Origin of the sequence: Nocardioides sp. (assembly GCF_044226305.1) — a bacterium.
Classification (GTDB): Bacteria; Actinomycetota; Actinomycetes; order Propionibacteriales; family Nocardioidaceae; genus Nocardioides.
In genome coordinates, this window is record NZ_JBGAHF010000013.1 from 26,526 (window position 1) to 51,133 (window position 24,608).

The window sequence follows — 24,608 nt, forward strand, 5'->3', positions numbered from 1 at the left end:
GGCTTAGACGTCTAGACATGGTGTCCATGACCGATCTCGTCACCGCCCAGCTGGCCGGACGCCGCCAGCACGATCCACCGCCGGTCGACCGCCCGCGCCGGTCGACCCGGTTCGCGTTCCTGCTCCGGTGGGTCTCGCCGGTCGTCCTCGTCGTCCTGTGGCAGGTCGCCTCGACCTCGGGCATCCTCGACGAGCGCAAGCTCGCCTCCCCCGGCCAGATCCTCACGACCGCGATCGAGCTGGTCCAGGACGGCACCCTCGGGACGGCGACGCTCGTCTCGGTCCAGCGGGTCGCGATCGGCTTCGCCATCGGCGCCGCCATCGGCATCTCCCTTGCGGTCGTCGCGGGGCTGAGCCGGTTCGGCGAGAACGCGGTCGACCCGCCGATGCAGATGCTGCGCATGCTGCCGCACTTCGGCCTGGTCTCGCTCTTCATCATCTGGTTCGGCGTCGGCGAGACGCCCAAGATCGTGCTGATCGCGATGGGCGCGACGTTCCCGCTCTACCTCAACACCTTCGGGGGCATCCGCGGGATCGAGCGCAAGGTCGTCGAGGCCGCCCGGTCGATGCACCTCAGCCAGGCCCAGCAGATCCGGCACGTGATCATCCCGGGTGCGCTCCCCCAGACCCTGGTCGGCCTGCGGCAGAGCCTCGGCATCGCCTGGCTCTCGCTGATCGTCGCGGAGACCATCGCCGCCCAGACCGGCCTCGGGGCGGTCATCAACAACGCCCGCGAGTTCCAGCAGACCGACATCGTCGTCGTCGGACTCGTGGTCTACGCACTCCTCGGCCTCACGACCGACTCCATCGTCCGCTTCATCGAGAGGAAGGCCCTGGCATGGCGGTCCTGACCCCTGACACCCGCGGGACCGACGCGACCGGACCGGTCGCCCGGGTCCGTGCGCACAGCCGCTCGTTCGGCGACACCCACGTGCTCCGGTCGATCGACCTCGACATCCGCGACGGCGAGCTGATCGCCCTGCTCGGCCGCAGCGGATGCGGCAAGTCGACGCTGCTGCGCAGCCTGGCCGGCCTCGACCCGGTCCCGCCCGGGGAGGTCGAGGTCACCGGTCGCACCGGCGTCGCGTTCCAGGAGCCCCGGCTCCTGAACTGGCGCACCGTGCACCAGAACGTGGCGCTCGCGCTGCTGAGCTCCCCGGAGCGCAAGCAGCGCTTCGAGCGCGCCGAGGGCGCGCTCGGCGAGGTGAGCCTGACCGACAAGCTGGACGCCTGGCCGCTGCAGCTCTCCGGCGGACAGGCCCAGCGGGTCTCGCTCGCGCGTGCCCTGGTCTCCAACCCCGCGCTGCTGCTGCTCGACGAGCCGTTCAGCGCGCTCGACGCGCTGACCCGCATCGAGATGCACCAGCTGGTCATCGAGCTGTGGCGCCGCCACGGCATGGCCATCTTGATCGTCACGCACGACGTCGACGAGGCGCTCGCCCTCGCCGACCGGGTCGTCGTCATGGACGGCGGCCGGATCGCCCACGAGTGGCGGATCACCGCCCGTCGCGACGAGCGGGACCACACCCGCCCCGAGATCGCCCGCCTGCGCGCGGACCTGCTCGAGGCACTCGGGGTCCCGCGAACCCCGCCCAACCAGAACCGCACCCAGCTCGAGAACCAAGGAGCAGCATGAAGCCCAGGTCCCTGATCCGCCGCCTCGCCGGCCCCCTCGCGATCGGCCTGACCGCCGCCGTCCTCCTCGCCGGCTGCGGCGGCGACGCGACCGGCAACGAGGACGCCGTCGGCGACGACGGGAAGGTCGACCTCTCCCAGGTCACCCTGATCGTCGGCGACCAGAAGGGTGGCTCGCAGGCCCTCCTGCAGGCCGCCGGCCTGCTCGACGACGCGCCGTACAAGATCGAGTGGAAGGAGTTCACCTCCGGTCCCCCGCTGCTCGAGGCGATGAGCAGCGGCTCGATCCACGTCGGCGGCGTCGGCAACACCCCGCCGCTCTTCGCGGCCGCGGCCGGCGGCGAGTTCAAGGTCGTGCAGGCCGCGACCTACGGCGGTGCCGGCGACGCGATCGTCGTGCCGAAGGACTCCCCGCTGAAGTCGGTCGCCGACCTCGAGGGGAAGGACGTCGCCGTCGCCGAGGGCAGCTCAGCAAACTACAACCTGCTCGCCCAGCTCCAGGAGGCCGGCTTGTCCTACGGCGACGTGACGGTGAAGAACCTCCAGCCGGCCGACGCGCTCGCCGCGTTCTCGGGCGGCCACGTCGACGCCTGGGCGATCTGGGAGCCCTTCACCTCCCAGGCCGAGATCGACGCCGACGCCCGGGTGCTCGCCGACGGCAGCAAGCTCGCCAACGGGTACACCTTCCAGGTGGCCTCGGACGCGGCCCTCGACGACCCCGCCACCGCAGCAGCGCTCGAGGACTACCTGGCGCGCATCGCCCAGGCCCAGCTGTGGTCCCAGACGCACAAGCAGGAGTGGGCCAAGGCCTGGTCGGAGGAGACCGGTCTGGCCGAGGACATCACCCTCTCCGCGGTCGACAACCGCCAGGTGCAGGTCGTCCCGATCGACGACACCGTCGTCGAGTCCGAGCAGCAGATGGCCGACGCGTTCACCGAGAACGAGCTGATCCCCGACGAGGTCGACGTGTCGTCGTACTTCAGCGACGAGTTCAACGAGGACACGACCGGGAAGGCCGTCAGCCAGGGGGCCGACCGGTGACCGGGGTGCGCCTGCACTGGTTCCTCCCGACCTCCGGCGACAGCCGCTCGCTCGTGGGCGCCGGCCAGGGCGTCCCGGGCGAGGTGCGGGGCGGGCTCCACGAGACGCTCCAGCACGGCTTCCGGCCGCCGACGATCGACTACCTCGCCGACGTGGCCCGGACCGCGGAGAAGGCCGGCTTCGAGGGGGTCCTCACCCCCACCGGCACGTTCTGCGAGGACGCATGGCTGACCACGGCAGCCCTGCTGCGCGAGACGTCGACGCTCAAGTTCCTGGTCGCGTTCCGTCCCGGTGCGATCAACCCGGTGCTCGCGGCGCAGATGGCGGCGGCCTACCAGCGGATCTCCGGCGGCCGGCTGATGCTCAACATCGTCACGGGCGGGGAGCCGCGCGAGCAGGCCCGGTTCGGCGACACCGCCTCGAAGGAGGTGCGGTACGCCCGCACCGACGAGTTCCTCACCGTGCTGCGCGGCGCCTGGTCGCAGGCGCCGTTCGACTTCCGTGGCGACCACTTCCAGGTCGAGGGCGCCATGGTGAGCGGCGGCCTCGACCCGGTGCCCGACATCTACTTCGGGGGCTCATCAGGGCCGGCCGGCCCGGTGGCCGCCCGGCACGCGGACGTCTACCTCACCTGGGGCGAGCCGCGCGAGCAGGTCGCCGAGAAGCTGGAGTGGATGCGCGGCCTGGCCCGCGAGCAGGGTCGCACCCTGCGCTTCGGGCTGCGGATCCACACGCTCTCGCGCGACACGGGCGCCGAGGCCTGGCAGCACGCCCAGTGGCTGCTGGACGGTCTCGACCCGGCGACGGTCGCCAGGGCCCAGGAGGCGCTCGGACAGAGCGAGTCCACCGGGCAGCAGCGGATGCTGGCGCTGCGCGAGGGGCGGTCGTCGTACACCGATGCCCGCGAGCTCGAGATCGCCCCGAACCTGTGGGCGGGCGTGGGCCTGGTCCGCGGCGGAGCGGGGACCTCGCTGGTCGGCAGCCACGAGGAGGTCGCCGACCGGATCGAGGAGTACCACGACCTCGGCATCGAGGAGTTCATCCTGTCCGGCTACCCGCACGTCGAGGAGGCCTACTGGTTCTCCGAGGGCGTGATGCCGCTCCTGCGGCGCCGCGGGCTGCTCGGCCCGGGCGCCGGCGCCACCGAGGACGAGGTGCGGGTGGCGGCCCTGGCCTGACGTGCGTCGTGTGGGACGCTTGACGTCGTGGACGACGCGGCCTGGGCAGCACTGACGCTGAGCCTCACGGTGCTCGGGGGGATCTGGACCTGGCTCTCCTTCCGGCGCCGGGGCGCGGCCTCCGGTCTGCGCGCCCTGGGCTTCACGCTGCTGCCGCTCGCGGCGTACCTCACCAAGACCCTCCAGATGTTCACCCACATCGCCGACGCCGTGACGAGCTGGGCGACCCACCTGGTCTTCAGCCCCGTCGTCTGGCTCGGGGTCGTGCTGGGCGGCGTGGGTATCACGCTCATCGTCGTCTCCGGGACCATGCGCTCGCGCCAGCTCGGCAGGACCGAGGCAGGGTCCTCGCACGAGCTCCCCCCGAGCCGGACGCCGGCGCGCGGCGCCCCCGCGATCGGGACCGACCCGGAGATGGCCGAGATCGAGGCCATCCTGCGCAAGCGAGGCATCCGCTGATGAGCACCCGACCGACCGGCCCCGCGCACGGGCCGAGCGCCGTGGACCGCAACCTGCTGTGGTCCCGGCTCGACGACGCCGTGGCCAAGCAGGGGGTGCCGCTCCCGACGCCGGTCTTCGTCGTCGACCTCGACGCCTTCGACGCCAACGCCGACGACCTGGTCCGGCGCGCCCACGGCAAGCCGGTGCGGGTGGCGTCGAAGTCCCTGCGCGTCCCGGCGCTGCTCGAGCGCGCCCTCGCGCACGAGGGGATGCAGGGCGTCCTGGCCTACACGCTGCGCGAAGCCCTCTGGCTGCACGAGCACGACATCAGTGACGACATCCTCGTGGCCTACCCGACCGTCGACCGCGGGGCGCTCGCCGAGCTGGTGGCCTCGCCCTCGGCGGCCGCCGTGATCACGCTCATGGTCGACGACGTGGCCCACCTCGACATGGTCGACTCGGTGCGCTTCTCCCCCGCCGTCCCGGTCCGGGTCGCGATCGACGTCGACGCCGGCCTCCGGGTGGCGGGCCAGCACGTCGGTCCCAAGCGCTCCCCGCTCGACGACGTGGGCTCGGTGCTGACCCTGGCCCGCGAGGTCGTCGCGCGCACCGGTTTCCGGCTGGTGGGCGCGATGACCTACGAGGGCCAGGTGGCCGGCGTGCAGGACGCCGTCCCCGACGCGCGGGTGCGGTCCGCGCTCATGCGCCGCATCAAGTCGATGTCGATCAGCCAGCTCGCCGTGCGCCGCCGCGAGGTGGCCGACGCCCTCGCGTCGCTCGTCGAGCTGGAGTTCTGGAACGGCGGTGGGTCCGGCTCCGTCGAGGAGACCGCCGCGGACCCGGTCGTCACCGAGATCGCCGCCGGCTCGGGGCTGCTCGTGCCGACGCTGTTCGACCACTACCGTTCCTTCGAGCCCCGGCCCGCGTCCTACTACGGCCTGCCGGTGACCCGCCGGCCCGCACCCGGCGTGGTGACGGTGCACGGTGGTGGGCTGGCGGCCTCCGGGGCTGCCGGACGGGACCGGCTGCCGACCCCGTGGGCACCGGCCGGGCTGGAGCTGACGGGCCTCGAGGGCGCCGGCGAGGTGCAGACGCCCCTCGTGGGGCCGTCCGCCGACCGGCTCGAGATCGGCGACCTGGTGTGGTTCCGCCACGCGAAGTCCGGCGAGGTCTTCGAGCACGCCACCACCGTGCACCTGCTCGCCGGGGACGAGCTCGTGGACGCCGTCCCGACCTACCGCGGGTGTGGACAGGCCTTCTGACGCGGAGCGGGTGCTGACCCTCGCCCTGGCCCGTCCGCCCACGCTCGGCACCGCGCGACTGGTGTGCGTCGACGGCCCGTCCGGGTCGGGGAAGACGACGCTGGCGACCGCGCTCGCACGGCACAGCAGCGACGTCCGGGTGGTGCACCTGGACGCGATGTACGACGGGTGGGGCGGCCTGCCGCGGATCGACGACCAGCTGCGGACGCTGGTGGTCCCCCTCGCCGCGGGCGGGCCCGGGCGGTACCGGCGCTACGACTGGCACGCGGGCCGGTACGCCGGCGAGGTCGTCGTCGCGCCCCGGCCGGTGCTCGTGCTCGAGGGCGTCGGCTCCTGGTCGCCGGCGTTCGCCGACCTGGTGACGCTGCTGGTCTGGGTCGAGGCGGCACCGGCGGAGCGGCTGGCCCGGGCGCTGCTGCGCGACGGCCCGGCCTCCGAGGGCCGGCTGCGGCAGTGGGCGCGCGACGAGGACGAGCACTTCGCCCGCACCGGCGCGCGGGAGCGGGCGGACCTCCTGCTGCACCGGTGACCCGCACCCCTAGGGTGTCGCCCATGCTCGCGCCCAGTGGAGACCAGTACGAGATCTCGGCGGGCGGCTACCGCGCCGTGGTCACCGAGAGCGGGGGCACGCTGCGGGTGCTCGAGCACGAGGGCCGGCCGCTGCTCGACGGCTTCCCCGAGGACGAGATGGCGGCGGGCGGGCGCGGCCAGCAGCTGGTCCCGTGGCCCAACCGGCTCCGCGACGGCGCCTGGACCTTCGGCGGCCACGACCTCCAGCTCCCGCTCTCCGAGCCGGCGCGGCACAACGCCTCGCACGGGCTGGTCCGCTGGGCGGCGTGGTCGGTGGAGGAGCACACGCCCCGCTCGGTGGCGCTGACCTACCGGTTGATGGCCCAGACCGGCTACCCGTGGACGCTGGACCTGCACGTGGTCTACGACCTCTCGGCCGACGGCCTGACGGTGACGCAGTCGGCGACGAACCTGGCGGCCGAGCCCGCGCCGTACGCGAGCGGTGCGCACCCCTACCTCGCCGTCGGTCCCGGGCCCGTCGACGGCTGGGAGCTGACGCTCCCCGCCGCGACCCGGCTGCTCGTCGACGACCGGCTGCTGCCGGTCGGTCGGGTAGACGTCGACGGGACGGCGTACGACTTCCGGATCGCGCGACCGATCCGCGACGTCGGCTTCGACGACGGGTTCACCGACCTGGTGCGCGACGACGAGGGCACCGCGACCGTCGTGGTCACCGACCGTGCGACCGGTCGCGGGGTGGCGCTGTGGGTCGACGGGCAGCACCGCTGGCTCCAGGTCTTCAGCGCCGACGACGTCCCCGGCACCGCCCGCCGGTCGCTGGCCGTCGAGCCGATGACCGCTCCGGCCGACGCGTTCCACAGCGGCACGGACCTCGTGGTGCTCGAGCCAGGTGGCGACTTCTCCGCGTCCTGGGGGATCCGGGCGCTCTGAGGGACCTGGCGCGGGCGGCGGCGAGCCGGCGATGAGCCGGGACCGGCGGGCCGGCGGGGCGGCGGTGAGCTGTCCACCTGCTGCCGGCGTCATTCGGTGGAAGAACCACCGCTGACCCCGCGCCACGCCGGGCCACGCCGCGCCGGCGGGCGGCGGCGGGCCGGCGGTGAGCCGTCCACCTGCTGCCGGCGTCGTTCGGTGGACCACCCACCGCCGGTCGGCCGCTCAGGCCAGGGCCGAGCGGTCCTCGACGACGGTGCGCAGCTCGCGCACGGCCTGCCGGGCCCGGCTGCCGTCGGAGCCCTGGATGCCCATCGCGGCCACGGTGGTGCCGTCGGCGAGGTCCAGGGTGACCCACGGCGCACCCGGGGGGAACCGGACCGCGACCACCTGGGCGTAGTCGTAGTCGTGGCGCCGGTAGCCGTTGACCACCACGAGGTGCTCGTCGGTCGCCAGCACCCGCGAGCGGACCAGGGCGTGGAACAGCATGAACACCCCCACGCCGATCGCGAGGAGCGTGAGCCGCTGGAACACCGTGAACTTGTCCCGGGTCTCCTGGTCGAAGGTGAACCAGGTCATCGCGCACACCACGAGCAGCCCGCCGCCGAGCACGGCCCCGGCGAGGCGGACGCCGAACGGCCGCCAGGTGCGCGGCAGCGACACCGGGCGCACCGGCTCAGAGCCGGCAGGCATGGATGTCGGTCAGCAGGATGCCGCGGGCGCCGATCTCGAACAGCTCGTCCATCAGGCGCTGGGCGCCGTCGCGCGGGACCATGGCACGCACCGCCGACCAGCCCTCGCGATGCAACGGGGAGACCGTGGGGCTCTCGATCCCGGGGGTGAGCCGGACCGCGTCGGAGACCCGGTCGCTGGGGATGTCGTAGTCCATCATCACGTAGCTCCGCGCGACCAGGACGCCCTCGATCCGGCGCCGGAAGATCTCGAAGCCGTCGGGCACCGCGCCGCTGCGCGTGACGAGCACCGCCTCGGACTCGAGGATCACCTCGCCGAAGACCTCCAGCCCGGCCTGCCGCAGCGTGCTGCCGGTCTCCACGACGTCGGCGATCACGTCGGCGACGCCGAGCTGGATGCTGGTCTCGACGGCGCCGTCGAGGCGGGTCACCGTGGCCTCGATGCCGCGCTCCTCGAGGAACGACCGCACCACGCCGACGTACGACGTGGCGATCCGCTGTCCCGCGAGCTGGCTCGGGTCGGTGAAGACCCCCTTCGGGCCGGCGAAGCGGAACCGGCTCCGGCCGAAGCCCAGCCCCATGACCTCCTCGGCCTTGGCACCGGAGTCCTTGAGCAGGTCGCGGCCGGTGATGCCGACGTCGAGCGTGCCCTCGCCGACGTAGAGCGCGATGTCGCGGGGACGGAGGTAGAAGAACTCGACGTCGTTCTCGGCGTCGGTGAGCGTGAGCTGCTTGGTGTCGTCGCGCTGCCGGTAGCCCGACTCCCGCAGGATGTCGGCGGCCGCGACGGCGAGTGAGCCCTTGTTCGGGACCGCGATGCGGAGCAGTGCCATGGGTCTGACCTCAGAGGTGTGCGTAGACGTCGTCGAGCTCGATGCCGGTCGCCAGCATCAGCACCTGGGCGTGGTAGAGCAGCTGGCTGATCTCCTCGGCGGCGCGGTCGCGTCCCTCGTGCTCGGCGGCCATCCAGGACTCGGCGGCCTCCTCGACCAGCTTCTTCCCGCAGGCATGGACGCCGGCGTCGAGCTGGCGCACGGTGCCGGATCCCTCGGGGCGGGACCGGGCCTTGTCGCTCAGCTCGGTCCAGAGCTCGTCGAACGTCTTCACGATCGTCCAGGGTACGGCGTCTGCTCGGCGAGCTCCGCCAGGGTCCGGGCGGTGAGCAGGGCGGCGGCGGTCGCCTCGTAGCCCTTGTCCTCCGCCGAGCCCTCGAGGCCGGCGCGGTCGAGCGCCTGCTCCTCGGTGTCGCAGGTGAGCACCCCGAACCCGATCGCGACGCCGTGGTCGAGCGCCACCCGGGTGAGGCCGTCGGTGGCCGCGCCGCAGACGTACTCGAAGTGCGGGGTCCCGCCGCGGATGACGACGCCGAGCGCCACCACGGCGTCGTACCCGCGGCGGGCCAGGGCGTCGGCGACCACGGGCAGCTCGAAGGTGCCCGGCGCGCGGACGACGTGGGCGTCGGTGCCGAAGTCCTGCAGGGCACGCCGGGCGCCGGCCAGCAGGCCGTCCATCACCTGGGTGTGCCAGCTGGCGGCGACGACGGCGACCCTCAGGCCGCTCGCGTCGAAGGTCTCGGTGTCGGGGGCGCCGTGTCCGGCCATCTCAGGCTCCGTCCTTCTCGAGGTCCGGCAGGTGGTGACCCATCCGGTCCCGCTTGGTGAGCAGGTAGGCGAGGTTGTGGTCGTTGGGGTGCGGGGTGAGCGGGACCCGGGCGGAGACGTGCACGCCGAAGTCCTCGAGGTTCGCGACCTTGTCGGGGTTGTTGGTCATCAACCGCACGTCGGTGACCCCGAGGTCGCGCAGCACCTGCGTCGCCGTGCCGTAGTGGCGGGCGTCGGCGGGCAGGCCGAGGTCCAGGTTGGCGTCGACGGTGTCGCGACCGCCGTCCTGGAGCTGGTAGGCCTGCAGCTTCGCCACCAGGCCGATCCCCCGGCCCTCGTGGCCGCGCAGGTAGACGACCACCCCGCGACCCTCCTCGACGACCCGGGCCAGCGCCTCCTCCAGCTGCGGTCCGCAGTCGCAGCGGCTGCTGCCGAACACGTCGCCGGTCAGGCACTCCGAGTGGACCCGGGTCAGCACCGGCTCCGGCCCGGAGATGTCGCCGTGCACCAGCGCGATGTGCTCGGAGCCGTCGACGGTGATCCGGTAGCCGTACGCCGTGAAGTCGCCGGCCTTGGTGGGCAGCCGGGTTTCGGCGACCCGCTCGACGAGGTTCTCGTGCCGGCGCCGGTAGCGCACCAGGTCGTCGATCGAGATCATCGCCAGCCCGTGCTCGTCGGCGAACTCCCGGAGCTGGGGCCCGCGCTTCATGGTGCCGTCGTCGTTGACGACCTCGACCAGCACGCCGGCCGGGGTGAGGCCGGCCAGCGTGGCCAGGTCGACGGCCGCCTCGGTGTGGCCGCGGCGGACCAGCACGCCGCCCTCGCGGTAGCGCAGCGGGAAGACGTGGCCCGGCCGGGTGATCTCCCAGGGCTCGGTCGCGGAGTCCGCGAGCACCCGCACCGTGTGGGCCCGGTCGGCGGCGGAGATGCCGGTGGTGACGCCGTCGCGGGCGTCGACCGAGATCGTGTACGCCGTGCGCAACCGGTCCTTGTTGTGCGGCGTCATCAGCGGGATCTCGAGCCGGTCGAGCATGTCGGCGGGCATCGGGACGCAGATGACGCCGCTGCTGTAACGGATCGTGAACGCCATCAGCTCCGGTGTCGCCTTGCTGGCGGCGAAGATGATGTCGCCCTCGTTCTCGCGCTCCTCGTCGTCGACGACCACGACGGCGCGGCCGGCCGCGATGTCGGCGATCGCCCGCTCGACGGGGTCGAGGCGGATGCCCTCGTGCTCGGTCATGCAGCCACCTCCTGGGTTCCTGACGGTTCGACCGTCCGTGGTGTCGCCCGGCTCGCCCGCCACCAGGTCACGAAGCCGACGACGCACAGGCCGCCGTAGAAGACGTAGAGGATCGCCGACGGGTAGTAGCCGGAGTGCCACAGCAGCGGCACGCCGACCAGGTCGACCGCGATCCACGCCAGCCAGAAGTCGTTCCAGCCGCGGGCCATCGCGTAGGTGGCCAGGATCGAGCCGACGAAGATCCAGGCGTCGCACCAGTAGTACCAGCGCGGTGCTGGCCAGCCGGCCCCGACGACGCTGAACGCCCACTGGCACACCACGACGCCGACCAGCGCCGCGACGAGGTAGCGGGCCCGCTCGCGCACGGTCGCCCAGCGGGGGTCGATCGCGGGGGCGTCGCCGCCCCCGCGCAGCCGGCGCTGCTCGCTCCAGCGGTACCAGCCGTAGATGCTCGTGGCGATGAAGAAGACCTGCCGCCCGGCCTGCCCGAACAACGGCTGCTGGGCCTGGGCGTCGAAGGTCGCGGCGACGAACACGGTGAAGAGCAGCACGTTGCCGACGATGCCGACCGGCCAGGCCCACACCCGGCGGCGCAGACCGCCGACGGCCGAGGCGAACCCGAACGCGTTCCCGACGATCTCCCGCCAGGTGATGGCGTGGCCCGCGACGGTCAGGTGGGCGTCGTACAGGGCGGAGATGCTCATGAGCGCTCCTGGTAGGGCAGCAGGCGCTCGACGTACTTGGCGATGACGTCGACCTCGAGGTTGACCCGGTCGCCCGGGCCACGGGTGCCCAACGTGGTGCGGGCGAGGGTCTCGGGGATCAGGCTGACCGTGAACCGGTCCTCGCCGGCCTCGACCACGGTGAGGCTGACGCCGTCCACGGTGATCGAGCCCTTGTCGACGAGGTAGCGCGCGAGCTCGGTCGGCAGCGAGATCTCGACGACCTCCCAGTGCTCGCTCGGCGTCCGGCTGAGCACGGTCCCGACCCCGTCCACGTGGCCCTGGACGATGTGGCCGCCCAGGCGCTTGTCGGCCGTGACCGCGCGCTCGAGGTTGACCGGGTCGCCGGGCCGCACGCCGCACAGGCTGGTCTTGTCGAGCGTCTCCTGCATGACGTCGGCGGTCCAGGTGTCGCCCTCGAGCGTCGTGACCGTCAGGCAGCAGCCGTTGACGGAGATCGAGTCCCCGAGCCCGGCGTCCTCGAGCACCGTCGTGGCCCGGACGGTGAGCCGGACGGCGTCGCCCTGGTCCACCACGGCGGCGACGGTGCCGAGCTCCTCGACGATTCCGGTGAACATCTCAGTCCTCTCCTGGTGCGAGGGTCAGACGAACGTTGGGCTCGTCGCCCTCCAGCACGGTGATGTCGGTGACGCGGGGACGGAACGCGTCGGCGATCGTGGTGATTCCGAGGTCGGCCACGGCGCTCCGTCCGGCGCCGAGCAGCATCGGGGCGACGTAGACGACGATCTCGTCGACCAGGCCGGCCCGGAGGAACCCGGCAGCCAGGGTCGGGCCGCCCTCGAGGAAGACGTGCTGCCGGTCCCGGGCGCGCAGCTCGGCGAGAGCCGCGTGCGGGTCGCGGGTGCGCAGGTGCACGGTCTCGGCGTCCTCGTTGAACACCCGGCGGTCCGCCGCGAGGTCGCGCTCCCCCATCACGGCCCGCAGCGGCTGGCGCTCGCGGGGCCGGTCCTGCTCGTCCCGGACGGTCAGCAGCGGGTCGTCGACCTCGACGGTGTTGGTCCCGACCAGCATCACGTCGGCGAGCGCCCGCAGCCGGTGGGTGTCCCGGCGGGCGGCCGGGGAGCTGACCCAGCGGCTGGTCCCGTCGGCGGCGGCGCTGCGGCCGTCCAGGGTGGTCGCGAGCTTCCAGGTGACGAACGGGCGGCCGTGCTCGACGGCGAAGGTCCAGTGCCGGTTGACCGACCGCGCCTCGGCGGCCAGCAGGCCCGACTCGACCTCGACGCCGGCCGCGCGCAGCGTGCCCGCGCCACCGGCGGCGGTCGGGTTGGGGTCGTCCTGGGCGAACACCACCCGTCGTACGCCGGCCTCGGCGAGCGCCTGCGCGCAGGGCCCGGTCCGGCCGGTGTGGTTGCACGGCTCGAGGGTCACGACCGCCGTCGTGCCTCGCGCCCGTGCCCCGGCCCGGGCCAGGGCGTCGGCCTCGGCGTGCGGGGTGCCGGCACCGCGGTGGAAGCCCTCGGCGACCGTGGTGCCGCCGGCGTCGAGGAGGACGCAGCCGACCCTCGGGTTCGGACCGAGCGGGACGCCCGGGGTCGCCGCCAGCGCGAGGGCGCGACGCATCGCGGCCTGCTCGGCGCCGGTGAAGCCCATCGGTCCTGCCCCTCGTGTCCGGTCGCGGACTCCGGGGCGTGATGGGTGCGGCGCACGTCGTCCGCGACGGGACGACGAGGCGGTCCTCACCTGCGTGCGCTTCCCATCCGGACTTTCACCGTCGGTCCAGGAGTTCCACCTGGTCAACCGCACACTGGCTGTGAGCGGGTCGCGGACTTCTGAACGAAGTTGCCTTCGTCCAGATCACCGCCGGCTCGGAATTACACCGACCCCAGAGCACGCGAGCTTCTCAACTCGTCGCGGCAAGTTTGCCACACGAGGCACCATGCGGCGGCGTGGCTCCGGTCACAAGGCTCCGTGCGGCCCGCGTGAGTTTCTCCGACCCCGCTCAGCCGGCGGCGGCCTCGGCGCGGGCGCGGAGGTCGGCGACCATCCGGTCGGGGTCGTCGGCGGAGTAGACGGCGGAGCCGGCGACGAAGACGTCGGCGCCGGCCTCGGCGCAGCGCTCGATCGTCTCCAGCGAGATCCCGCCGTCGACCTGCAGCCAGGTCTCGACGCCGTGCTTGGCCATCAGCTCGCGGGCACGGCGGATCTTCGGGAGGCAGAGGTCGAGGAACTTCTGGCCGCCGAAGCCCGGCTCCACCGTCATCACGAGCAGCATGTCGAGCTCGGGGAGCAGGTCCTCGTAGGGGTCGACGGGCGTCGCGGGCCTGAGCGCCATCGCGGCCCGCGCCCCGTGGGCGCGGATCTCGCGGGCCAGCCGGACCGGCGCCTGCGCCGCCTCGACGTGGAAGGTCACCGACCCGCAGCCGGCCTCGACGTACGCCAGGGCGTTGCGGTCGGCGTCCTCGATCATCAGGTGGGCGTCGAGCGGGACGTCGGTGGAGCGGGCCAGCGCCTCGACCATCGTCGGCCCGAAGGTCAGGTTCGGGACGAAGTGGTTGTCCATCACGTCGACGTGCACCCAGTCGGCGCTGCCGATCCGGGCGACCTCCTCGCCGAGGCGCGCGAAGTCGGCGTTGAGGATGCTCGGCGTGATCTGGATGCCCACGGACGGCAGCCTATTCGCCCGCGTCCTCGGGGTCGGCCGGTGGTGCGGCGCCGTCGCGCTCGTCCCGCGCGGCCCACTCCAGGAGCGGGGCGATGTCGAAGACGTGGTCGTCGATGTCGGCGTGCAGGTCGCCGATCTCGGCGAAGCGGTCGGGCACCGTGAAGATCGTGCAGTCACGCGGGTCGACGTCGTCGACCTCGTCCCAGCGGATCGGCGTCGAGACCCGGGCGTCCGGCAGGCCGCGGACCGAGTACGCCGCGGCGATGGTGTGGTCGCGCGCGTTCTGGTTGTAGTCGACGAAGAGCTGGTGCGGGTCTCGGTCCTTCTTCCACCAGGTGGTGGTGACGTCGTCGGGGGCCCGGCGCTCGACCTCGCGCGCGAAGGCGAGCGCGGCCCGCCGTACGTCCTTGAAGCCGTGCTCGGCGGCGATCCGGACGTAGACGTGCATCCCCTTGCTGCCGCTGGTCTTGGGGTAGCCCACCGCACCGAGCTCGTCGAGGACCTCGTGCGCGACGTGCGCGACCCGCCGGACCTGGTCGAAGTCGCTGAGCGGCCCCGGGTCGAGGTCGATGCGCCACTCGTCGGGCAGCTCGGTGTCGGGTCGCCGGCTGTTCCAGGGGTGGAACTCGACCGTGGACATCTGCACGGCCCAGATGACCGACCCGAGCTCGGTGACGCAGAGCTCGTCGGCGGTGCGGTTCCACCGCGGGAAGTGCAGCCGGACCGTCTCCACCCAGGGCGGCGCGCCGGCCGGGAGCCGCTTCTGGTGCACCTTGTCGCCGGCGAGGCCCTTCGGGAACCGGTGCAGCATGCACGGCCGCTCGTAGAGCGCGTTGACGATGCCCGGGCCGACCGCCAGGTAGTACTCGACCAGGTCCAGCTTCGTCGCACCGGACTCCGGGAAGTAGACGCGGTCCGGGTTCGACACCCGCACGACCCGGTCGTCGACCTCGATCTCGACCGACGGCGACTTCGAGGGCATGGCGCCAATCTAGGGGGTGGGTCGGCATACGGTTCGGACGTGGACTTCGACCAGCCGCCCGTGATGCGCGTCGAGGTGGATCCCGGGCGACAGCTCGCCCCGGACACCTGGCCGATGACCATCCCGGCCGTCGCGCAGCTCGCACGCGAAGGTCTCGACCTCTCGCCGTTCGTCACCTTCCTGGTCGGCGAGAACGGCTCCGGGAAGTCGACCCTCGTCGAAGCGATCGCGATGGCCTACGGCCTCGGCCCGGAGGGTGGGTCCACCGGCAGCCGGCACGCGACGCGGTCGTCGGAGTCCCCGCTCGGGCGGACCCTGCGCCTGCATCGCGGACTCGGCGCCGGGCGATGGGGCTTCTTCCTCCGGGCCGAGACGATGCACGGGTTCTACAGCTACCTGGAGGACAACCCCGGCCCCCAGGATGCCGCGCGCCGGGATCCCCGCTTCCACGAGATGAGCCATGGCGAGTCGTTCCTCGAGGTGCTCAGGACGCGCTTCGACTCCTCGGGCTTCTACTGCCTCGACGAGCCGGAGGCGGCGCTGTCGTTCTCCTCGACGCTCGGCCTGATCTCGACCCTCGGCGCCGTCGTCGAGGGCGGCGGCCAGGTCCTGTGCGCCACCCACTCGCCGGTCCTGGCGGCGATGCCGGGCGCCACCATCCTCGAGGTCGGCCCCTGGGGTCTGCGTCGCTCGAGCTGGGAGGACCTCGAGCTCGTCCAGCACTGGAAGGCGTACCTCGACGCGCCGGGGCGGTACCTGCGGCACGTCCTGGACTAGCCGCGTCCTACGAGGTCCGACGCAGCAGCGCCATGAACATCGCGTCTGTGCCGTGCCGGTGCGGCCACAGCTGGAGCGTGCCCGGCACCGGGCCGGCGCAGTCGGGGACGTCGGGGAGCAGCGGCGTGGCGTCCTCGAGGCGTACGTCGGCATGGCCCTCGAGCACCGACGCCACGACGCCCCGCGTCTCGGAGAGCACCGGCGAGCAGGTCGCGTAGAGCACCACCCCGCCCGGGCGCACCAGGTCGATCGCCGCCGCGACCAGCTGGCGCTGGAGCAGGACCAGGCCGAGCAGGTCGTCCGAGCGCCGCCGCCAGCGCGCCTCGGGGCGGCGACGGAGCGCTCCGAGCCCGGTGCACGGAGCGTCGACCAGGACCCGGTCGAAGACGCCGTGCCGGTAGGGCGGCGCGGTGCCGTCGGCCGTCACCACCCCGGCGACCCCGTCCGCGCCGCGCAGGGCGCGGCGCACCAGCCCGGCCCGGTGCTCCTGACGCTCGTTGGCGACGATCCGCGCGCCGCGCTCGGCGGCCAGGGCCGCCAGCAGCGCGGCCTTGCCGCCCGGCCCGGCGCACAGGTCCAGCCAGTGCTCGTCCCTGCCCTCCACCGCCGCGGCAGCCAGGGCGATCGCAACCAGCTGTGAGCCCTCGTCCTGCACCCCGGCCCGGCCCGCGGCCACGGCCGGGACCTCCCCGGGGTCACCCCCCGGGAGCACCGTGCCGTACGGCGAGAACGGCGTCGGCTCGCCCGGCAGCTCGTCGCGGGTCGCCCGTCCCGGGCGCGCGACCAGCGTCACCCGGGGCGGCTCGTTGTCGGCGGCGAGCAGCGCGTCGAGCTGGTCGGGGCCGACCGCGGCGGACAGCTCGTCGACCACCCACTCGGGATGGCTGAAGGCGATCGACGCGTACCGCGTCGGCGCGGTCCGCCGGTCGGGTGCGACCTGGGCGATCCAGGTGTCCAGGTCCTGCTGGGCGACCCGGCGCAGCACGGCGTTGGTGAAGCCGCCGGCGCCCGAGGTGCCCTTGGCGCGGACCAGGTCGACGGAGGTGCTGATCGCGGCGTGGGGCGGGACCCGCATCGACAGCAGCTGGTGGCAGCCCAGCCGGAGCGCGTCGAGCACCTTCGCCTCGACCTTGCGCAGCGGCCGGTCCACGCAGGAGGCGAGGATCGCGTCGTAGGTGCCCTGGCGCCGGATCGTGCCCGAGACCAGCTCGGTCGCGAACGCGGCGTCGCGCCCGTGCAGGTCGAACTGCCGGAGCACCGAGGGCAGCACCAGGTTCGTGTAGGCGCCGTCCACCCGCACCGCCTTGAGCACCTCGAGGGCCGCGAGCCGGACCGGGTCCACGCCCGGCCGGGGACCGCCCGGACGCCGCCCGCGTGCGGCCCCGCCACTGTCGGGCCCGGAGCCGGTCCGGCGGGTCGACCCGTCACCCATCCGTGGCGGACTTCCGCGACTCCCGAGTGGTGGACGGCCACGTCATGGGATGACCGTATCGACTCGACGCTCAGCGCTCATCGGTGGCTCCTACCGTGGACCCCGAGCCGACCCGGACGCCGCGGGCCCAGTCCGCGGCCGGCATCTGCTTGCGGCCGAACGGGCGCACCTCCCCCAGCCGCACGGCCCGGGTGCCGGTGCCGACGAGCACCTCGCGCTTGGTGACCAGCAGCTCGCCGGCCGGCAGCTCGACGTCGGCCAGGGTCACCGGGCCCAGCTTGAGCCGCTCCCCGTCGTAGGTCGTCCAGGCCCCGGGCGCCGGGGTGCAGGCGCGGACCTGTCGGTCGATCGCGACCGCCGGGTCGGTCCAGTCGACCCGGGCGTCCTCGACCTCGACCTTGGGGGCGTAGGAGACGCCCTCGGCCTGCTGCGGCCGGGCCTCGAGGGAACCGTCCTCGAGCCCGTCCAGGGTCGCGACCAGCAGCCCCGACCCACCCTCGGCCAGCCGCTCGAGGAGGGTGCCGGCGGTGTCGTCCGGGCGGATCAGCTCGGTCATCACGCCGAACGCCGGTCCGGCATCGAGCTCCTTGACGAGGCGGAAGGTGGTCGCCCCGGTGACCTCGTCGCCGGCCCAGATCGCCCACTGGACCGGGGCGGCACCGCGCCAGGCCGGCAGCGCGGAGAAGTGCAGGTTGACCCAGCCGAGCGGCGGGATGTCGAGGGCGGACTGCGGGACGAGCGCGCCGTAGGCGACGACCGGGCAGCAGTGCGGCTCGAGCGCGCGCAGATGCTCCTGGAACTCCGGGTCCCGCGGGTGGGCCGGCTTCAGGACCGGGACGCCGAGCTCCTCGGCGCGCTGGGCGACCGGGCTCGAGACCAGCCGGCGTCCGCGCCCGGACGGGGCGTCCGGGCGGGTGACGACGCCGACCAGCTCGTGGTGCGACGCGGCGATCGCGTCGAGGGAGGGGACGGCGACCTCCGGGGTGCCGGCGAACACGACCCGCATCGGCTGCTCAGAACCCCAGACCGTTGGTCGCGTGCGGCGAGACCTTGACCATCGGACGCTCGAGACCGAACCACTCGGACTCGCGGATCGCCCGCATCGCCGCCTTCCGCGCCTCCGCGTCGAGGCGGTCGATGAAGAGGATCCCGTCGAGGTGGTCGGTCTCGTGCTGGATGGCCCGGGCGAGCAGGTCGGACCCGGTCACGACCAGCGGCTCCCCGTGCATGTCGAAGCCGCGGGCCACCACCGACAGCGCACGCGTGCAGTCGAAGCTGAGGTCGGGCAGCGAGAGGCAGCCCTCGGGGCCCTCCTGGAGCTCGGCGGAGAGGTCGAGCCGCGGGTTGACCAGGTGGCCGACCTCGCCGTCGACGTTCCAGGTGAAGACGCGCAGGCCGACGCCGATCTGCGGAGCGGCGAGCCCGGCTCCCGGGGCCTCGAGCATGGTGTCGGTCAGGTCCTCGACCAGCTTGCGCAGCTCCTTGTCGAAGTCGACGACCTCGAGGGCGGGCTTGCGCAGGATCGGGTCCCCGAACAGGCGGATCGGCGTGACGGCCACGGACCCATCCTAGGAGGACCCCCAGGACGGTCACTCCCCCGCCGTCGCTCCCCCGCCGTCGCTCGCCCGTCGACGGGTCCGGCCGTCACAGCGTCGGCGGGTCCACCTGGATCCGGACCGCCTGGAGCTTGCGGCTCGACCGCAGCCGTTGCAGCTCGCGGAGCGCCGCGGAGAGCCCGGCACCCTGGGCACGTGGGACCCGGACGACGACGCGACTCTCGCCGTCGGCCACGTCGACCGGTCCGAGCACCTCGGCTCCGGCGGGTGCGACCAGGAGCGTGAGCGCGTCGTCGACGGCGCCGGGGTCCCCGGTGATGGTCGCCAGCCGGCTGGCCGGGGGCAGGTGCGCCGCCATCCGCTCGGCGGTCTCGCGGGCGGCGAAGCCGGCGGGGTCCCACCGCACCAGGGCCTGCAGGGCCGGGTGGGCGGGGTCACCGACCGCCACGACCCGGCCGCCGAGGCGGGCGAGCGCCGCGGCGCCGGCCCAGCGGCGCAGGGCCTCCTCCTCGGCACGCAGGTCGATCCGCGACAGCAGCAGCCAGGTGTCGAGCAGCACGACGGCGGCGTACCCGCCGGTCGCCACGGGCTCGGCGCCCGGCGTGGCCACCACGATCTCCGGGGTGTCCCCGACCGTCGCGAGCACCCGGTCGCCGGAGCTGGTGCGCACGGGCGTGCCGGGGAACGCCCGGCCCAGCTCCTCCGCGGTCCGCGCGTCGCCGAGCACGGGGGCGCGCAGGCCGCGGTGGCCGCACTCGGCGCACGCCCAGCCCTCGGCGGCGGTGCCGCACCAGCGGCACGCGGGCGGGGTCGTGGCGCCGGTGAGGCCCAGGGGCCCGCGGCAGGCCGCGCACCGGGCCGGGGTGCGGCAACGCTCGCAGGCGAGCGCGTTGACGTAGCCGAGCCGTGGCGTCTGCACCAGCACCGGCCCGGACCCGAGCGCGTCGCGGACCACCACGTGCACGTCGTGGGGGACCCGGCCACCCCGGGCACGGGTGTCGCTCTCCCCCACCACGGTGACCCCGACCCGGCGCCGGGCCTCGCGGGTCGCCGCGAGCTCGCGCGCCCAGCCGGTGCGCAGGAGGTACTCGCCCTCGACGGTGCGCACGAAGCCGCCGACCAGCGCGGCCGCACCCTCCCGCTCGGCACGCAGCAGCAGCGTGTCGCGGGTGTGCGGGTAGGGCGCCCGCGGCTCGGCGTGCAGGTCGTCGCCGTCGTCCCAGACCACGACGAGCCCGAGGTCGTGCACCGGGGCGAACGCCGCAGCGCGGGTGCCGACCACCACCCGGCGGGCACCGCGGCTGACGGCGAGGAAGTCGGCGTAGCGCCGGGCGGGCCCGGCGTCCGCGGTCAGCGTGACGTGCTGGTCGGGCCCGAGCACGGCAGTCAGTGCGGCGTCGACCCGGGCGACGTCCTTGCGGTCGGGGACACAGACGAGCACGCCGCGCCCGGACGCCCGGGTGGCGGCGGTCGCGTGGGCGAGGAGCAGCGGCCAGTCGGTCGCCGGCGCCGCCGTCCACACCGCCCGGGGGCTGCCGCCCTCCGCGAGGTGGCGCAGGAAGGCGGCGGCCGGCTCGTGGCCGGCCCAGGCGGACTCGGCCGCGCCCGCGTCGTACGGCGGCAGGTCCGGTGCGGGTGGCGACGGCCTCTTCTCCGTGGTGGCGTGCCGGGCGGGGACGGCGAGGCGGAGCACGTCGGAGCGGGTGCCGGCGTAGCGCGACGCGAGCTCACCGGCCAGGGCGGCGACCTGGGCTGCGAGCACCGGCTCGGGGCTGACCACCCGACGCAGCGGTGCCAGGCGCCCGTCGTGGTCGCTGGTGGCCGCGCGGGCGAGGACGAACCCGTCGACGTCCTGCCCCGCGAAGCGGACCTTCACCCGGGCACCGGGCCGGGCGTCGTCGGCCATCGTCGACGGCACGGAGTAGTCGAAGGTCCGGTCGAGGTGCGCCAGCGGCACGTCCACCAGGACCCGGGCGACCGGGTCGACGGCCGCGGGTCCGGCCGGCGGGCGGCTCCGCGCCGCCCGCGCGCGGGCCGCCTTCACCTCCGCCCGCGCGAGCCCGGGCAGCAGCTCGGGCTGCGCCTCGGGTGGGGGGTCGGCCATGCGGGCAGTTCTACCAGCGCCCGCCCCCGGCGCCGGGGCCGCGTCCACGGCCCCGGCGTCGGCCGGCTCAGGTCACGGGACCGACAGCCTTCGAGGTCGCCGAGACGGGGTCCGCACCGGACTTCTTCGCCGTCACCCGGACCGCGATCTTCCGGCCCTTGTCGCCCTTGACGAGCTTGTAGGTCTTCGCCTTCGCCCCACCGATGGCGTTGCCGTTGCGCAGCCACTGGTAGCTGAAGGTCACGCCGGCAGGCGTCCAGGTCCCCGGCTTCGCGGTCAGCGTCTTGCCCACCTTCGGCGTCCCGCTGATGCTCGGCAGCTTCGTGTTCGTGATCGGGACGTCGCAGGTGTAGACCCGGACGTCGTCCACGAACCAGCCGATGAAGCCGACGGACGAGTCGGTGAAGACGTAGAACGACGGAGTCACCGCCTGGCCGGCCCACGACGACAGGTCGAGCCGGCTGGCCACCCAGCCGAGGCTGTCGCCGCCGAAGGCCGGGACGCCGCCGAGCGGGTTGCCGTACTGGGTGGACAGCACGTCCTCCGGGCCGTTCACCCACGGCTTGTCGCTCGTCTCGACGTCGTTGATGCCGACCACGCCGCCGTCGTAGAACGCGTTGCTGTCGTAGTCGAGCAGCCGCCAGTGCTGGAACCACAGGTAGCTCTTCTGGCCCGCCGGCAGGGGGATCGCCGAGGTCGCGACGATGCCGCTGCCGCCGGTGGCGGGCGGGTCGCTGGAGTACCAGGAGTCCTGGCCCGAGCTGGCGTTGCTCCCCCAGTTCAGCGACTCGCCGCGGTTCCACGTCGGGCCGGCCTCGAACTTCGACGTCGGGTCGCCGGTCTCGCTGTCGAACAGCACCCGCTTGGTCGTGCCCGCCGGGCAGGTGTCGGGCGCGTCGGCCGGCTGCGGGGCGTTCGGCGGGGTGGTCGTGAGCTCGGTGGCGAGCCCCGCCTTGTGGACCGAGGTGCAGGTCGCAGCGGTGAAGCCGGCGACCCCGGCGCCGACCAGGTCCTCGCAGCCCTGGTCGAGGACGGACGCCAGGTCGGCGAAGTCGCTGCCGGAGGAGAGCATCGTGATCACGTCGAGGTAGAGGACAGCGGTCTTCGTCAGCCCGGCGTCACCCCCGTCGATCCCGGTGACGGTCTGGCCGTTGAACGTGCCGCCCTGGGAGATCAGGTACGCCGTCTTGTTGCCGACCCCGCTGTTGGTGTGCACGCCGCCGTTGTCGTCGTACGTCGCGTCCGCGGTGTAGAACCCGCTGGTCATCCGGTCGGGCTGGTCGTAGATGGTCGGGTCGTGCAGGTCGCGGATCGCCCCGATCGGCAGGTCCTCGCCGAGCCTCCAGTCGGTCGGCGAGTCACCCGGCGTGGCGTAGCGGTGGTCGACGATCTCGCCCATGATGTCGGCCATCGACTCGTTCATGGCGCCGGACTGGCCCCAGTAGAAGAGCTCGGAGCTGTGGTCGACGATCCCGTGGGTCATCTCGTGGCCGACCACGTCGTCGGCGCTGGCGTACCCGTCGCCGTAGTACATCTGGTGCCCGTTCCAGAACGCGTTGGCGTACGGGCACGGGCGGCTGGCGTAGCAGAACCGGACGGTCGAGGCGAGCTTCTGCACACCGCCGACGTCGATGCCGAGCACCTGGGTGAGGTCGATGCCGCCGATCGCGGCGTAGAAGTCGGAGACGGCGCCGGCGTACTCGAAGGCCTTGTTCACGTCGTTGACACCGCTGGCGGGCCCGCCCTCGGTCCGCGCGAAGCCCGAGCTGCACGGCGACTCCGAGGCGACCGGTCCGTTCGCCGCGTCGCAGATCACCCGGTCGATGCCCTCGATCGTGTCGAGGTTCATCAGCACCGCGCCGGAGCGGACGTCCACCAGCACCAGGCGCCGGATCCCGACCCCGTCGCCGACCTCGAAGCGCCACACGGTGCGGGTGCCGAGCCGCGCCGGGGCGTCGAGGACCCGCGGGTCGAGCAGCCAGCGACCCTGCGAGCCGACCTCCAGCCGGCCAGCGGGGACGCCAGCAGCCTTGGCGGCCGCGGTGCGCGCGGTGGCCGCCGCGGCCCCCTCGCCGACGACCGGCTCGGCGGCCGAGGTCTCGGCGGACACCGTGGCCAGCACCGAGCCGAGCTCCCGGTCCGGCCGCAGCCCGACGACCACCTCGCCACCGATGACGGGGACGCCGTCGACCCGCTGCTGGAACCGCACGACGTCCTGGTCGGCGACCGAGCGGGCCACGGCGTGCAGGACCAGCTGGTCCGCCGCGACGCCGACCGCGGCGCCGTACCGCTCCAGGTGGGTCCGGGCGGCCGCGACGACGGGGGTGGCCCGGCCGACGCCGGGGTCGTCGACGGACGACGCGGCCGGGATCCCGATGAAGCCGGGCCGGATCCGCAGGGCGCCGTCCGCGTCCGCGCGCAGCGCCGCGCGGGCCGAGTCGCGCGCGGACGGAGCCGCCGAGACCACGGCTGGCGCGACCGTCAACGAGGCGGCGGCGAGCGCACCGATGGTTCCGAGACCGACGAGGACACGTAGTCGGGTCATACCTGCGAGCCTAGGAACCACCACCCGCGGGCGGCATGGCCCAGATGGGCCCCGGCGCCGCCACCCTCAGGGCACCGTCGGGCGCACCACCAGGCCAGTGCGCCTGGGCGTCGACCCTGGGGTCAGAGGCCGGCGGCCGCCCGCAGCGCGTCGGCGCGGTCGGTGCGCTCCCAGGTGAACTCGGGGAGCTCACGACCGAAGTGGCCGTACGCCGCCGTCTTGGCGTAGATCGGGCGCAGCAGGTCGAGGTCCCGGATGATCGCCGCCGGGCGCAGGTCGAAGACCTCGAGCACGGCCTGCTGGATCTGCTCGTCGCTGACGACGCCGGTGCCGAAGGTCTCGACGAAGACACCGACCGGCTGGGCCTTGCCGATGGCGTAGGCGACCTGCGCCTCGCAGCGGCGGGCCAGGCCGGCCGCGACCACGTTCTTGGCCACCCAGCGCATGGCGTAGGCAGCGGAGCGGTCGACCTTCGACGGGTCCTTGCCCGAGAAGGCACCGCCACCGTGGCGCGCCATGCCGCCGTAGGTGTCGACGATGATCTTGCGGCCGGTCAGGCCCGCGTCGCCCATCGGACCGCCGACCACGAAGCGGCCGGTCGGGTTCACGAGCAGGCGGTAGCCCTCGGAGGGGATCGGGAACCCCGCGAGCACCGGGTCGATCACGTGCTTCTTCACGTCGGCCTCGAGGGTGCCGAGCTCGGTGTCCTCGTCGTGCTGGGAGGACAGGACGACCGTGTCGACCCGGACCGGGCGGTTGGCCTCGTCGTACTCGATCGTGACCTGGGTCTTCCCGTCGGGCCGCAGGTAGGGCAGCGTGCCGTCCTTGCGGACCGCGGTGAGCTGCTCGGCGAGCCGCTGGGCGATGACGATCGGCAGCGGCATGAGCACGTCGGTGTCGTCGCAGGCGTAGCCGAACATCAGGCCCTGGTCGCCGGCGCCCTGCTTGTCCATCGCGTCGACCGAGCCGGTGCGGCTCTCGTGGCCGGTGTCCACGCCCTGGGCGATGTCACCGGACTGGCCGCCGATCGCCACCATCACCCCGCACGAGTGCCCGTCGAAGCCCTTGACCGAGGAGTCGTAGCCGATCTCGATGATCCGCTCGCGGACGACCTTCTTGACGTCGACGTAGCCGGTGGTGGTGACCTCGCCGGCGACGACGACGAGGCCGGTGGTCAGCAGCGTCTCGACGGCGACCCGGCTGTAGGCGTCCTGCTCGAGCATCGCGTCGAGCACGGAGTCGCTGATCTGGTCGGCGATCTTGTCGGGGTGGCCCTCGGTCACTGACTCCGAGGTGAACAGGCGTCCGGTCATGCG

25 protein-coding genes and 1 riboswitch are annotated in these 24,608 nt (G+C 73.7%); of the genes, 9 read left to right on the forward strand and 16 right to left on the reverse strand.

Annotation, left to right across the window (positions count from 1 at the left end):
- Nucleotides 1-26 precede the first annotated feature (26 nt).
- Genes ACILQ5_RS14315 through ACILQ5_RS14350 form a run of 8 tightly spaced genes read left to right on the forward strand, consistent with a single transcriptional unit; the run spans nt 27 to nt 7,018 of the window.
- A complete protein-coding gene (locus tag ACILQ5_RS14315) occupies nt 27-851 on the forward strand; it encodes an ABC transporter permease (protein WP_395658689.1) in 825 nt (274 codons plus the stop codon).
- Nucleotides 839-1,636, forward strand: coding sequence for an ABC transporter ATP-binding protein (locus ACILQ5_RS14320; RefSeq protein ID WP_395658690.1), 798 nt, complete (start codon nt 839-841; stop codon nt 1,634-1,636). Before ACILQ5_RS14315 ends, ACILQ5_RS14320 begins: the two co-directional genes overlap by 13 nt.
- The gene (locus ACILQ5_RS14325) at nt 1,633-2,676 is read left to right on the forward strand and encodes an ABC transporter substrate-binding protein (RefSeq protein WP_395658691.1); all 1,044 of its coding nucleotides are present in this window, start codon (nt 1,633-1,635) and stop codon (nt 2,674-2,676) included. The genes ACILQ5_RS14320 and ACILQ5_RS14325 overlap by 4 nt, the downstream gene beginning before the upstream one ends.
- Nucleotides 2,673-3,854 carry an LLM class flavin-dependent oxidoreductase gene (locus ACILQ5_RS14330; RefSeq protein WP_395658692.1) on the forward strand — a complete coding sequence of 394 codons (1,182 nt, stop codon included), beginning with the start codon at nt 2,673-2,675 and terminating at the stop codon, nt 3,852-3,854. The genes ACILQ5_RS14325 and ACILQ5_RS14330 overlap by 4 nt, the downstream gene beginning before the upstream one ends.
- Before the next feature lie 27 nt (nt 3,855-3,881).
- Nucleotides 3,882-4,313, forward strand: a complete 432-nt coding sequence (locus ACILQ5_RS14335; RefSeq protein ID WP_395658693.1) for a hypothetical protein — start codon at nt 3,882-3,884, stop codon at nt 4,311-4,313.
- Complete coding sequence (locus ACILQ5_RS14340; RefSeq protein ID WP_395658694.1) at nt 4,313-5,557, forward strand: amino acid deaminase/aldolase; 1,245 nt, start codon at nt 4,313-4,315, stop codon at nt 5,555-5,557. The genes ACILQ5_RS14335 and ACILQ5_RS14340 overlap by 1 nt, the downstream gene beginning before the upstream one ends.
- A gap of 10 nt (nt 5,558-5,567) precedes the next feature.
- Nucleotides 5,568-6,086, forward strand: a complete 519-nt coding sequence (locus ACILQ5_RS14345) for a uridine kinase (protein WP_395658695.1) — start codon at nt 5,568-5,570, stop codon at nt 6,084-6,086.
- Between the two features lie 23 nt (nt 6,087-6,109).
- Nucleotides 6,110-7,018, forward strand: coding sequence for an aldose 1-epimerase family protein (locus tag ACILQ5_RS14350; protein WP_395658696.1), 909 nt, complete (start codon nt 6,110-6,112; stop codon nt 7,016-7,018).
- A 225-nt stretch (nt 7,019-7,243) separates the two neighbouring features.
- On the opposite strand, the gene ACILQ5_RS14355 is transcribed toward ACILQ5_RS14350, so the two are convergent.
- The 10 genes from ACILQ5_RS14355 to ligD all read right to left on the reverse strand — a co-directional run bounded on the left by ACILQ5_RS14355 (nt 7,244) and on the right by ligD (nt 14,878).
- Nucleotides 7,244-7,711: a PH domain-containing protein gene (locus tag ACILQ5_RS14355; RefSeq protein WP_395658697.1), complete on the reverse strand. Its 468-nt coding sequence runs from the start codon at nt 7,709-7,711 to the stop codon at nt 7,244-7,246.
- Nucleotides 7,695-8,543: an ATP phosphoribosyltransferase gene (gene hisG / locus ACILQ5_RS14360; protein WP_395658698.1), complete on the reverse strand. Its 849-nt coding sequence runs from the start codon at nt 8,541-8,543 to the stop codon at nt 7,695-7,697. Before hisG ends, ACILQ5_RS14355 begins: the two co-directional genes overlap by 17 nt.
- 10 nt (nt 8,544-8,553) lie before the next feature.
- Nucleotides 8,554-8,817 (reverse strand): phosphoribosyl-ATP diphosphatase, encoded by a 264-nt coding sequence (locus ACILQ5_RS14365; RefSeq protein WP_395658699.1) that lies wholly within the window; start codon nt 8,815-8,817, stop codon nt 8,554-8,556.
- Nucleotides 8,814-9,311 (reverse strand): 6,7-dimethyl-8-ribityllumazine synthase, encoded by a 498-nt coding sequence (gene ribH, locus ACILQ5_RS14370; protein ID WP_395658700.1) that lies wholly within the window; start codon nt 9,309-9,311, stop codon nt 8,814-8,816. The genes ACILQ5_RS14365 and ribH overlap by 4 nt, the downstream gene beginning before the upstream one ends.
- Nucleotide 9,312: 1 nt before the next feature.
- Nucleotides 9,313-10,551 (reverse strand): bifunctional 3,4-dihydroxy-2-butanone-4-phosphate synthase/GTP cyclohydrolase II, encoded by a 1,239-nt coding sequence (locus tag ACILQ5_RS14375; protein WP_395658701.1) that lies wholly within the window; start codon nt 10,549-10,551, stop codon nt 9,313-9,315.
- A complete protein-coding gene (gene pnuC / locus ACILQ5_RS14380; RefSeq protein ID WP_395658702.1) occupies nt 10,548-11,255 on the reverse strand; it encodes a nicotinamide riboside transporter PnuC in 708 nt (235 codons plus the stop codon). Before pnuC ends, ACILQ5_RS14375 begins: the two co-directional genes overlap by 4 nt.
- Nucleotides 11,252-11,851 (reverse strand): riboflavin synthase, encoded by a 600-nt coding sequence (locus ACILQ5_RS14385; RefSeq protein ID WP_395658703.1) that lies wholly within the window; start codon nt 11,849-11,851, stop codon nt 11,252-11,254. The genes pnuC and ACILQ5_RS14385 overlap by 4 nt, the downstream gene beginning before the upstream one ends.
- 1 nt (nt 11,852) lies before the next feature.
- Complete coding sequence (gene ribD, locus ACILQ5_RS14390; protein ID WP_395658704.1) at nt 11,853-12,884, reverse strand: bifunctional diaminohydroxyphosphoribosylaminopyrimidine deaminase/5-amino-6-(5-phosphoribosylamino)uracil reductase RibD; 1,032 nt, start codon at nt 12,882-12,884, stop codon at nt 11,853-11,855.
- Between the two features lie 90 nt (nt 12,885-12,974).
- Nucleotides 12,975-13,129, reverse strand: a riboswitch (FMN riboswitch).
- A 104-nt stretch (nt 13,130-13,233) separates the two neighbouring features.
- The gene (gene rpe / locus ACILQ5_RS14395) at nt 13,234-13,896 is read right to left on the reverse strand and encodes a ribulose-phosphate 3-epimerase (protein WP_395658705.1); all 663 of its coding nucleotides are present in this window, start codon (nt 13,894-13,896) and stop codon (nt 13,234-13,236) included.
- A gap of 10 nt (nt 13,897-13,906) precedes the next feature.
- Complete coding sequence (gene ligD, locus ACILQ5_RS14400; protein ID WP_395658706.1) at nt 13,907-14,878, reverse strand: non-homologous end-joining DNA ligase; 972 nt, start codon at nt 14,876-14,878, stop codon at nt 13,907-13,909.
- A gap of 39 nt (nt 14,879-14,917) precedes the next feature.
- On the opposite strand from ligD, the gene ACILQ5_RS14405 reads away from it, so the two are divergent.
- The gene (locus ACILQ5_RS14405; protein WP_395658707.1) at nt 14,918-15,655 is read left to right on the forward strand and encodes an AAA family ATPase; all 738 of its coding nucleotides are present in this window, start codon (nt 14,918-14,920) and stop codon (nt 15,653-15,655) included.
- 7 nt (nt 15,656-15,662) lie between these two features.
- On the opposite strand, the gene ACILQ5_RS14410 is transcribed toward ACILQ5_RS14405, so the two are convergent.
- The 6 genes from ACILQ5_RS14410 to metK all read right to left on the reverse strand — a co-directional run bounded on the left by ACILQ5_RS14410 (nt 15,663) and on the right by metK (nt 24,605).
- Nucleotides 15,663-16,997 carry an RsmB/NOP family class I SAM-dependent RNA methyltransferase gene (locus ACILQ5_RS14410; protein WP_395658708.1) on the reverse strand — a complete coding sequence of 445 codons (1,335 nt, stop codon included), beginning with the start codon at nt 16,995-16,997 and terminating at the stop codon, nt 15,663-15,665.
- A 160-nt stretch (nt 16,998-17,157) separates the two neighbouring features.
- A complete protein-coding gene (gene fmt, locus ACILQ5_RS14415) occupies nt 17,158-18,093 on the reverse strand; it encodes a methionyl-tRNA formyltransferase (RefSeq protein ID WP_395658709.1) in 936 nt (311 codons plus the stop codon).
- Between the two features lie 7 nt (nt 18,094-18,100).
- Complete coding sequence (gene def, locus ACILQ5_RS14420; RefSeq protein WP_395658710.1) at nt 18,101-18,646, reverse strand: peptide deformylase; 546 nt, start codon at nt 18,644-18,646, stop codon at nt 18,101-18,103.
- An 85-nt stretch (nt 18,647-18,731) separates the two neighbouring features.
- Nucleotides 18,732-20,747, reverse strand: a complete 2,016-nt coding sequence (locus ACILQ5_RS14425; RefSeq protein ID WP_395658711.1) for a primosomal protein N' — start codon at nt 20,745-20,747, stop codon at nt 18,732-18,734.
- 67 nt (nt 20,748-20,814) lie between these two features.
- Entirely contained in the window at nt 20,815-23,292 is a 2,478-nt protein-coding gene (locus tag ACILQ5_RS14430; RefSeq protein WP_395658712.1) for a M4 family metallopeptidase, read from the reverse strand.
- A gap of 122 nt (nt 23,293-23,414) precedes the next feature.
- Nucleotides 23,415-24,605: a methionine adenosyltransferase gene (gene metK, locus ACILQ5_RS14435; RefSeq protein WP_395658713.1), complete on the reverse strand. Its 1,191-nt coding sequence runs from the start codon at nt 24,603-24,605 to the stop codon at nt 23,415-23,417.
- Between the last annotated feature and the right edge of the window lie 3 nt (nt 24,606-24,608).